This is a genomic window from Amphibiibacter pelophylacis (assembly GCF_037688875.1).
GTDB classification, from domain to species: Bacteria; Pseudomonadota; Gammaproteobacteria; order Burkholderiales; family Burkholderiaceae_C; genus Amphibiibacter; species Amphibiibacter pelophylacis.
Genome location: NZ_JAWDIE010000006.1, coordinates 155,051 through 162,248, shown reverse-complemented (window position 1 = coordinate 162,248; position 7,198 = coordinate 155,051). Strand labels below are relative to the sequence as shown.

Sequence of the window (7,198 nt, the reverse complement as noted above, 5' to 3'; positions counted from 1 at the left end):
CTGATGTACGACTTCGCCAAAGCCATGGTGCGCGAGCGGCGCATCGAGCGGCGCTGGACCATTGCCATCCGCGCGCTGTGGCTGGCGCTGTTCATGGCCATCGCCTGGGGGCTGTTCACGCAGCGCTCGCTCAGCGGCGAAGCGCATGACGGCACGCACACCGCCGTGATCGACATCAGCGGCGAGATCAGCGCCGACAGCGAAGCCAGTGCCAGCAACATCATCCAGAGCCTGGATGAGGCCTTCGACGCGCCCAACGCCAAAGCCGTGGTGCTGCGCATCAACTCGCCCGGCGGCAGCCCGGTCCAGGCGGGACTGGTCTACGACGAGGTGCGCCGCCTGCGCGGCCTGCACCCGGACCGCAAGGTCTACGCCGTGATCGGCGACATCGGCGCGTCGGCGGCCTACTACATCGCCTCCTCGGCGGACGAGATCGTGGCCAGCCGCGCCTCGCTGGTCGGCTCGATCGGGGTGATTTCCAGCGGCTTTGGCTTTCCGGGCCTGATGGACAAGCTGGGCATCGAGCGTCGTGTGATGGCCTCCGGCCCCAACAAAGACATGCTGGATCCCTTCGCGCCCGAGCAGCCTGGCCAGAAAGCGGTGATGCAGGCGGCGCTGGACACCATCTACAAACAGTTCATCACCGACGTGCGCGCCGGGCGCGGATCGCGTCTGAAGGAAGACGACAGCACCTTCTCCGGCGCGGTCTGGACGGGCGAACAGGCGATCAAGCTGGGCCTGATCGACCGCCTGGGCGGCCTGAACGATCTGGCCCGCGACACCATCAAGGCGCCCGAGCTGATCAACTACACGCAGCGCGAGAACATCGCCCAGCGTCTGGCCAAGCGCATTGGCGCCAGCGCCGGGGCGGCGGCGGTGGAGTCTCTGGCTGGCACAGCCCGGCTGCACTAGCCGCCGTCAGGATTCCGCCGCATGAGCGCCAGCGCCCGCCCTCCGCCCGGCAGCGCCCACTGCGCGCTGGTGCTGAGCGGCGGCGGCGCGCGCACCGCCTACCAGGCGGGCGTGCTGGCGGCGCTGGCGGCCGTGTGGCCGCACGGGCACTTCCCTTTTCTTTCGCTGTTCGGCACCTCGGCCGGGGCCATCAATGCCGCCTTTCTGGCCAGCCGCGCCAGCCGGGGCGTGTCCTCGCTGGCCGCACTGGCGCGCTACTGGCGGCGCCTGACTGGCGACACCATCTACCGCCTGCCCGTGCCGCACTGGGCCACCTGGCACCGCTGGCTGCTGGCCTGGCAGCTGTCGCAGCGCGTGCAGCGCACGGGCGCGCTGCTGGACAACACGCCGCTGCAGCACTTCCTGCGCCAGGGCATCGACTGGGCCGATCTGGCCCGCGCCACGCGCGAGGGCCCGCTGGACGCGCTGGGCATCACCGCATCGAGCTACACCGGCGGCGAGCACTGGACCTTCTGCCAGCTGCGCCCCGGCCACGCCCTGCCGCAGTGGCAGCGCCCGGGGCGGCGGCTGCACGCCAGCGACATCCGGCTGGAGCACGTGATGGCGTCCAGCGCCATCCCCTTTCTGTTCCCTGGCGTGGCGCTGGACGTGCCGATGGCCCCGGGCTCCAGCGAACCCTGCCGCGAACTGTTCGGCGACGGCGCCATGCGCCACACCTTTCCCCTGTCGGCGCCCATGCACCTGGGCGCGCGGCGCATTCTGGTCATCAGCGCCAACCCCGGCCCGCAGCCCGACGACGACGTGGCCTGCAGCACCGAGGATCACCCGTCGCTGGCGCACATCGCCGGGCATGTGCTCAACAGCGTGTTCCACGACACGCTGCACAGCAATATGGACCAGATCCGCCGCATCAACAGCCTGATCGGCTCGCTGCCGCCCGAGGCGACGCGCACGCTGGATCACGGCATCGTCGATGTCATGGCCATCCACCCCTCGCGCGGCCCCGACGAAATCGCCCGCGAACACATGGGCCAGCTCCCACCCGGCCTGCGCGACGCCCTGGACAGCCTGGGCATGCTGGCCGACAGCAGCGGCGTGCTGGCCAGCTACCTGCTCTTCTCGCCCGGTTTCATCGCCGCCCTGATCCGTCTGGGCTGGGACGACGGCCTGGCGCGGCGGGACGAGCTGGTGGAGTTTCTGTCACAGGCAAGTTCAGCGCCGAAGGCAACCCGGCCCTGCGCACCACGCTGGCAGTGATGAAAGCCCTGGGGATCGAGCTGTCGGCCAGGCCGGCGGCGGTGACGTGACGCCCGCTGAATAACCACCCAACAGCCTCACACAAACACCGTCCTTGCCCCGTTGAAGCGCGGGGCGAAGTAGCGGTTGTCCAGGCGGACGCGGCTGACGCGGCCACCACTGGAGGGCGCGTGGATGAACTCGCCGCTGCCCAGGTACAGCCCCAGGTGCGAGAACGGCCGCCCCAGGGTGTTGAAGAACACGAAATCGCCGGGCTGCGCGCGCGCCAGATCGATGGGGCGGCTGACGGCGGCCAGGTCGGCGCTCTGGCGCGGCAGATCAACGCCCAGCGCGGCGCGAAAGCTGTAGACCATCAGCCCGCTGCAGTCGAATCCGTTCGCCGGGTCGGTGCCCGCCCACACATAAGGCACGCCCAGCTGCTGCAGCGCGGTCTGCACCACCGCGCCGCGCTCCGAGCCCGGCAGGGTGATCAGGCTGCCGCCCAGGCGCGACGGTTCGGGCACGCGCCCGCTGATCGTCCCGGAGCCGCTGCGCCGCTGCACGGGCGACGAGGCACAGCCCGCCAGCACCGCGCTGCCCAGCACGAGCAGACTCCGCTGCAGCGCCTGACGGCGGAGCGGATCAGCAGAGGCAGAAGCGGGAAAAGGAATGTGCACCATGGCCGATCAGGCGGTTGGGGTGAAAGATCTGCACCGATTGTAGTGGCCCGAAGCCCGCCACCCTGGGGCGGAGCGGCCTTACTCCACCCACCTGACACCAGGCCTGGCAGCACGCGCCGCCAGCGGCATCTGCTCCTTTGAAATACCGGCCCTATCTGGCGGATATCCAGGCCAGATGACCTGCGTCGCGGCGATACAGTGGAACGGTTTTGGCACGGCCGTGAGGCCGCAGGAGTTCCCCCACATGCTTCGCTTCTGGCGCACGGCCCACGAACAGCCCGACGGGCGCGACAACGAAATCCGCGCGCTGCGCGCCGAGCTGGACAGCGCCCGCGCGCAGCTCGTCCATTACCGCGCCATTGGCGGCTGCATGGCGCATTTCAGCCGCTCGTTCACGGCTTCGCAGGCCAGCATGGGGACCATGGCGCAGACCATGCAGAAAGAGCGTGACCGCGCAGGCACCTCCGCGCAGATGTCGCAGCACGCCCAGGGCATGGTCCACGAGATGTCGCAGCAGCTGCTGTCGCTGGCGCAGAGCTCGGGCCAATCCGCCCACGGCATGCAGCAGCTGCACACGCTGAGCCAGCGCATCAACGACATGGTCGAGCTGATCCAGCGCATCGCCGCGCAGACCCACCTGCTGTCCATGAACGCCGCCGTGGAAGCGGCCCGCGCGGGCACGCAGGGCACCGGCTTTGCCGCCGTCGCCAAAGAGGTGCAGCGCCTGTCGGCCGACACCGACCAGGCCACCCAAAACATCGTGCCGCTGGTGCGCGCCATCCAGGCCGAATCCAATGGCCTGCGCGAACACGTCAACGGCCTGTCTGACCAGGCGCAGCGCTTCAGCCGGGAAGGCGGCAGCATGTCCCGCGAGATGGGTCAGGTGGCCGGCATGTCCGAAGCGGTGCAGCACGCCATCGAGCACAGCGCCATGCGCTCTTTCATCGAACTGGCCAAGCTGGATCACCTGATTTTCAAGTTCGAGATTTACAAGGTCTTCTTTGGCGTGTCCGACAAGCGCGCCCGCGAGCTGGCCGACCACACCGGCTGCCGCATGGGCAAGTGGTATTACGAGGGCGACGGGCGTCAGTGCTATTCGCAGCTGGACGGCTACCGCAGCATCGAGGCGCCGCACATCCGCGTCCACCGTCACGGCCGCCAGGCGCTGGTGCTGCTGGAGCAGGGCCAGGCTGACCAGGCCATCGCCGATCTGGAAGCCATGGAGAGCGCCAGCGGCGACGTGGTCGACGGCCTGGAGCGCATGGCCGCCAGCCACCAGGCGCAGAACCAGGCGCAGAGCGTGTCCTGCGCCCCGCAGCCCGTCCACCCGGCCCCGGCCACGCTCGCCACCGCCTGAGCACGGCGGGCGGGACAGGGCACAATAGCGCTGACTGTCCGAAAGCCGCACCGTGAATCCCGTCGAGAAAACCCTGTCCTACGCCGAGCTGGCCCTGAACGATCTGCAAAGCCAGCACGGGCCGGAGATCCTGCGCTCCATCATCCTGGTGGCGTTTCTGGTGGCGGTGCGCCTGATCATCGGCCGCCTGCTGGGCTGGAACGAAAGCCTGCGCATCGAGGACCGCCGCCAGTGGCTGGTCAACAGCCGCAACATCCTGTTCATGCTGGGGGTTCTGGGCCTGGGGCTGATCTGGGCGCGCGAGCTCGAATCGCTGCTGCTCTCGGTCCTGGCGCTGGGCGTGGGCCTGATCATCGCCACCAAAGAGCTCATTCTCTGCGTATCGGGCACGCTGGTGCGCCGTGCGTCCAACAGCTATTCGGTCGGGGACGACATCCAGCTGGGGACCATCCGCGGGCGCGTCATTGATGTCGGCTGGCTGGCCACGACGGTGCTCGAGTTCGGCCCCGGCCAGGGCACGCACCTGATGACGGGCCGCATCCTGACCTTCGCCAACAGCCTGGTGCTGACGCAGACGGTGTCGCGCGAAAACACCATGGGCTCTTATGTGATGCATCACTTTCAGATGCAGGTGCCTTACAGCGTGCCGCCGCAGCGCAGCCTGGCGCTGGTGCGTGCGCTGGCTTTCGAGCAGACGCTGCCCTACTTCGCCCCCGCCTACAAGCAGTGGCAGAAACAGAAAAAACGCCACTTCATCGACAGCCCGCAGATCGAGCCGCAGATCACGCTGCAGACGGCCACCGACCTCTGCTACGCCCTCCATGTGCGCCTGGTGATGCCCGACAGCCAGCGTCAGGAGATCGAGCAGCACATCATCCAGGGGTTTCTGACCCAGGCCTTTCCCGACCCCGATCCGCTGCCCGACACCCTGGCCGACGCCAGCCTGTCACAGTTTGTGGCCCCCGAAACGCTGGACGGGCGACCTTGATCACTCGAATGACGCCCCGAAACCGCCCCGTTCAGCTCGCCTGACGCAGCGCAGGCAGATCGTCTTCCGGCGCCACGCCGGTGGCCACATGCGGAATGATGGGCTTGTCCAGCGGACGGCAGATGCGGCTTTCCAGCTGGGCCAGGCGCTCGGAACTGGCCACAGCGGCCAGCACGCGCTCGGGCTCGACCAGGGCCGAAAAGGGGTTGAATCGCAGGTTTTTGGGACTGGTTTGGGTGCGCATGGGGCTTTCTCCTGCTGCGGGCAGTCGCTGCTGCCTTGTTCCGGATCTCGGGGCTTGGGGACAGGCAGCACCGGACGCTGATGCCTTGATCTGACTCTACGAAGTGCAGCAGGCCCTGTCAGTCGGGACGGGCCTGGAGGGCCTGTCAGCCAGATTCCGACACGCTGTCATCCCCGGGGCTGAACGCCCCGACAGGGTCTGCTCTGTGTGCTGTATCGGCGCAGCCGTGCGAAAATTGAGCTTTTCGTGAACCCGCTGGGCCTGTTATCCATGGACATCGAACGCATCAACGCCATTGGCAACCACATCGCCGACCTGCAGCACCGCACCGAACAGCTTCGGGGGTATCTTTGACTACGACCGCAAGAAAATGCGGCTGGTCGAGGTCAACGCCACACTCGAAAACCCCGACGTCTGGAACGACCCCAAGCGCGCCCAGGAGCTGGGCCGCGAGAAAAAATCGCTCGATGATGTCGTCGGGACCATCGACCACCTGACGCAGGGGCTGTCAGACAACGGCGAGCTGTTCGAAATGAGCCGCGCCGAAGACGATTTCGACGCCATGGCCACCATCGAGGCCGACAACGTCTCGCTGTCCAGCCGCGTGGAAGAGCTCGAATTCCGCCGCATGTTCAGCAACCCGGCCGACCCGCTGAACTGCTTCCTGGACGTTCAGGCCGGCGCGGGCGGTACCGAGGCCTGCGACTGGGCCAGCATGCTGCTGCGCCAGTATCTGAAATACTGCGAGCGCAAGGGCTTCAAGGTCACCGTCGAGGACGAGACCCCCGGCGACACCGCTGGCATCAAAAGCGCCAGCATCAAGATCGAGGGCGAATACGCTTTCGGCCACCTGCGCACCGAAACCGGCGTGCACCGCCTGGTGCGCAAATCGCCCTTCGACAGCTCGGGCGGGCGCCACACCAGCTTCGCGTCGATTTTCGTCTACCCGGAAATCGACGACAGCATCGAGATCGACATCAACCCCGCCGATGTGCGCGTGGACACCTACCGCGCCAGCGGTGCGGGCGGCCAGCACATCAACAAGACCGATTCGGCCGTTCGCCTGACCCACCTGCCCACCGGCATCGTGGTGCAGAGCCAGGACAGCCGCAGCCAGCACAGCAACCGCGATCTGGCCTGGGGGCGGCTGCGCTCCAAGCTCTACGACTTCGAAATGCGCAAGCGCATGGAAGAGCAGCAGAAGCTGGAAGACACCAAAACCGACGTGGGCTGGGGCCACCAGATCCGCTCCTACGTGCTGGACAACAGCCGCATCAAGGACTTGCGCACCAACGTCGAAATCTCGGCCACACAAAAAGTGTTGGACGGCGACCTCGACCCCTTCATCACCGAGAGCCTGAAACAGGGGCTGTGAGGCCTTTGTCACAAAGACCGCCATGAAGCCCTCATTCGCCCTTGACCAGCACCGCGCGGCCATCCGGCAGATCGTGCTGGAGCATCGCGCCTGCAACCCGCGGGTGTTCGGCTCTGTCCTGCGCGGGAAGGACGGCGAAAATAGTGATCTTGACCTCCTCATCGAGCCCACTGCCGAAACCAGCCTGATGGATGTGGCCAAAATTCAGGTCAGTCTGGAACGCCTTCTGGGCGTCCCGGTCGATGTCCTCACACCAGCCGCCCTGCCCGACCAGTTCCGCAAAACCGTGCTGGAAGAAGCGGTTCCGGTATGAGCGCAGCTGATCGTCTGCCGGATTACCTACCGCCACTTTTACCGCCAGACGCGGCCGCATCATTTTCCCGGCAGACCGACACAAGCCTTTGAT

Annotated in this window: 8 protein-coding genes; 6 read left to right on the top strand and 2 right to left on the bottom strand. The window is 67.1% G+C overall.

Annotation, left to right across the window (positions count from 1 at the left end):
• Positions 1-912 (top strand): signal peptide peptidase SppA (sppA, locus tag RV045_RS05615; protein ID WP_423234793.1); only part of this gene is annotated, 912 nt, incomplete at its 5' end.
• A 21-nt stretch (positions 913-933) separates the two neighbouring features.
• Positions 934-2,169 (top strand): patatin-like phospholipase family protein, encoded by a 1,236-nt coding sequence (locus RV045_RS05610; RefSeq protein WP_423234792.1) that lies wholly within the window; start codon positions 934-936, stop codon positions 2,167-2,169.
• A 77-nt stretch (positions 2,170-2,246) separates the two neighbouring features.
• Here RV045_RS05610 and RV045_RS05605 read toward each other — a convergent pair whose 3' ends face one another.
• The gene (locus tag RV045_RS05605; RefSeq protein ID WP_423234791.1) at positions 2,247-2,828 is read right to left on the bottom strand and encodes a C40 family peptidase; all 582 of its coding nucleotides are present in this window, start codon (positions 2,826-2,828) and stop codon (positions 2,247-2,249) included.
• A 244-nt stretch (positions 2,829-3,072) separates the two neighbouring features.
• Between RV045_RS05605 and RV045_RS05600 the strand changes: the two genes are divergently transcribed.
• Positions 3,073-4,185: a methyl-accepting chemotaxis protein gene (locus RV045_RS05600; protein WP_423234790.1), complete on the top strand. Its 1,113-nt coding sequence runs from the start codon at positions 3,073-3,075 to the stop codon at positions 4,183-4,185.
• A gap of 52 nt (positions 4,186-4,237) precedes the next feature.
• Complete coding sequence (locus tag RV045_RS05595) at positions 4,238-5,173, top strand: mechanosensitive ion channel domain-containing protein (RefSeq protein WP_423234789.1); 936 nt, start codon at positions 4,238-4,240, stop codon at positions 5,171-5,173.
• A 31-nt stretch (positions 5,174-5,204) separates the two neighbouring features.
• Here RV045_RS05595 and RV045_RS05590 read toward each other — a convergent pair whose 3' ends face one another.
• Positions 5,205-5,417, bottom strand: coding sequence for a hypothetical protein (locus RV045_RS05590; RefSeq protein WP_423234788.1), 213 nt, complete (start codon positions 5,415-5,417; stop codon positions 5,205-5,207).
• Positions 5,418-5,687: 270 nt separating this feature from the next.
• On the opposite strand from RV045_RS05590, the gene prfB reads away from it, so the two are divergent.
• Together prfB and RV045_RS05580 are read left to right on the top strand one after the other, a co-directional pair.
• A protein-coding gene (prfB, locus tag RV045_RS05585) for a peptide chain release factor 2 (protein ID WP_423234800.1) occupies positions 5,688-6,792 on the top strand; the annotation gives its coding sequence in 2 pieces (ribosomal slippage) (positions 5,688-5,768 and positions 5,770-6,792; 1,104 coding nt in all).
• A 22-nt stretch (positions 6,793-6,814) separates the two neighbouring features.
• Entirely contained in the window at positions 6,815-7,105 is a 291-nt protein-coding gene (locus RV045_RS05580) for a nucleotidyltransferase family protein (RefSeq protein ID WP_423234787.1), read from the top strand.
• Positions 7,106-7,198: the final 93 nt, after the last annotated feature.

Coding starts and splice junctions, on each gene's coding strand:
- RV045_RS05610 (WP_423234792.1), top strand. CDS start 934: ATGAGCGCCAGCGCCCGCCCTCCGCCCGGCAGCGCCCACTGCGCGCTG.
- RV045_RS05605 (WP_423234791.1), bottom strand. CDS start 2,828: ATGGTGCACATTCCTTTTCCCGCTTCTGCCTCTGCTGATCCGCTCCGC.
- RV045_RS05600 (WP_423234790.1), top strand. CDS start 3,073: ATGCTTCGCTTCTGGCGCACGGCCCACGAACAGCCCGACGGGCGCGAC.
- RV045_RS05590 (WP_423234788.1), bottom strand. CDS start 5,417: ATGCGCACCCAAACCAGTCCCAAAAACCTGCGATTCAACCCCTTTTCG.
- RV045_RS05580 (WP_423234787.1), top strand. CDS start 6,815: ATGAAGCCCTCATTCGCCCTTGACCAGCACCGCGCGGCCATCCGGCAG.